Annotated in this window: 1 protein-coding gene; it reads right to left on the reverse strand. The window is 72.7% G+C overall.

Translation table 11 applies throughout. The features are described 5' to 3' along the window. A partial coding sequence (locus ABZ865_RS41960; RefSeq protein ID WP_361242803.1) for an SDR family NAD(P)-dependent oxidoreductase occupies positions 1-2,572 on the reverse strand: 2,572 nt, incomplete at both ends.

Genomic DNA, 2,572 nt, shown 5'->3' on the forward strand with positions numbered 1-2,572 from the left:
GACGAACACGCCGTGTCCACCGTCACCGCCGGCCCCTCCAGACCGAGGAAATACGCCAGCCGACCCGACGTGACACTCCCACTGGTACCGGTCAGCAGCAGCCCGTCAGCCTCCGCCGAACCCTCGTGCATCGGCGGCCCGTAGTCCTGGAACATCGCGCCGACGAACACGCCCGTGTCGCTGCCGCGCAGCGAACCCGGATCGATCCCGGCGTCCTCCAGCGTCTGCCACGCGGTCTCCAGCAGCAGCCGCTGCTGCGGATGCATCGCCAGCGCCTCACGCGGCGAGATGCCGAAGAACCCGGCGTCGAACTCCCCCGCTCCGTCGAGGAAGTAGCCCTTGTCGACGTAACTCTTGCCCGTCCGTCCCGGGTCCGTGTCGAAGAGGTCGTCCAGGTCCCACCCGCGGTCGCGCGGCAGTCCGCCAAGGACGTCCCGTCCCGACAGCACGAGGTCCCACAAACCCTCCGGCGAACGGACATCCCCGGGGTACCGGCAGCCCATGCCGACGATGGCGACCGGCTCCTCCCCTGCCGACGCGGGCTCCACGGCCGCCTGAGTGACGACCTGGGTGCTTCCGCCCAGGAGCTCCTCACGCAGGAGCGCGGCCAGTGTGGACGGGGTCGGGTGGTCGAACACCACGGTGGCCGACAGCCGCAGTCCGGTGACTTCGTTGAGCCGCTTGCGGAGCTCCACCGCGGACAGTGAGTCGAGGCCGAGTTCCCTGAACGCGGCGGCCGGCTGCACGGAGCCGGCGTCGGCATGGCCGAGCACGGTGGCGGTGTGGGAGCGCACCAGGTCGAGCAGCTCGCGGTCGATGTCCTCGGCCGGGCGGCCGGCCAGCCGGTCGGCGAGCGTCGAGCCGGTCGCCGAGCCCTCGGTCGCCGCGCGCCGCGCCCGGACCAGCCCACGCAGCACTTCCGGCAGGCTCGCCTGCGTGGCTCGCGCCCGCAGCCGGTCCAGGTCGAGCGCGGCCGGTGTCACGGTGGCCTCACCGCCGGCGAGGGCCGCGTCGAACAGTGCGACGCCTTCGTCCGACGACAGCGGTTTCAGCCCGGTGCGCTGGATCCGAGCGATGTCGGCGTCGCCCAGGTGCCCGGTCAGTTCGCTGCGCTCGTTCCAGAAGCCCCACGCGAGTGAGGCCGCCGGCAGTCCGTTGGCGCGGCGGTGCTGGGCGAGCGCGTCGAGGAACACGTTGGCGGCGGCGTAGTTTCCCTGGCCCGCGTTGCCGATCGTGCCCATGATCGAGGAGAACAGTACGAACGCGGACAGGCCCAGGTCCCGGGTCAGGTCGTGCAGGTGCCACGCCGCGTCCAGCTTCGGCGCCAGCACGGCGTCGAGCCTTTCCGGCGTCATGCCGGAGATCAGTCCGTCGTCCAGGGTCCCTGCGGTGTGCACCACGCCGGTGAGCGGCCGGTTCGGCGGGATCTTCGCGAGCAGTGCGGCGAGCGCGGCCCGGTCGGCCACGTCGCACGCGGCGACCGTCACCTCGGCGCCCAGCCCGGACACCTCGGCGACCAGGTCCGCGGCTCCAGGAGAGTCCGGCCCGCGCCGGGAGACCAGCAGCAGGTGACGCACCCCGTGCTTCGTGACCAGGTGGCGGGCGAACAGCCTGCCGAGTGTTCCCGTACCGCCGGTGATCAGCACGGTGCCGCCGGTGTCCCACCGTGACAGCGGCTCCGGCCCGCTCCCGCCCTCGGCCACCGACCGCGCCAGTCTCGGGACCAGGACATGTCCCGCGCGCAGCGCGAACTGGGTGGCGTCACCGGCCAGCGCGGAGGGCAGCGCGGCAAGCGAGCGGTCATCGTCATCGACGTCGACCAGGACCAGCCGGCCGGGGTTCTCGTTCTGCGCGCAGCGGAGCAGCCCCCACAGCGGCGCGGCGGCGAGGTCCGGTACGTGGTCGCCGTGGTCGGTCATCACCGCACGTCGGGTCACCACGACCAGACGCGCCTTCGCGAAGCGGTCGTCCGACGCCCATGCCCGGAGCAGATCGAGCGCACGGTACAGCGTCGCGCGGGCGGCCGCGGGGAGGTCCGGCGTGTCGTCCCCTTCGAGGCACACGACCACATCGGACGAGGCGTCGGGTACGGCGGACAGCTCGGTGAACTCTCGCCAGTGGACGCCGGTCCGGGTCGTCGCCGAGCGCAGGCCGAACGGGTCGTCGCCGAGCAGCGAGAGCCCGGTGGGCGTTACCGCGTCCGCCGAAGGCGCGGGTGTCCATGCCAGGCGCAGCAGGGAGTCACGGTTCACGGCCTGAGCGCCGAGGTCGGTGAGGTCGGCCGGAAGCATGGCCAGCGATGCCACCTCGGCCACCGGCAGGCCGGCACCGTCCGCCGCGCGGAGCCGTATCGCGTTGTCGCCCGCGGTCGTCACCGCTACCCGCAGCGTGGAGGCACCGGAGGCGTGCAATGTGGCGCCTTCCCAGGCGTACGGCAGTCTCACCCGGCCGTCGTCCGGCAGGACCTGGCCCATCAGCGCGGCGTGGAGGGTGGCGTCGAGGAGGGCGGGGTGGATGGCGTAGGCGTCCGGCTCTGTGGGCAGAGCGACCTCGGCGTAGACGTGGTCGTTGT

The sequence above is a fragment of the Streptomyces sp. NPDC047085 genome (genome assembly GCF_040643735.1).
GTDB lineage: Bacteria > Actinomycetota > Actinomycetes > Streptomycetales > Streptomycetaceae > Streptomyces.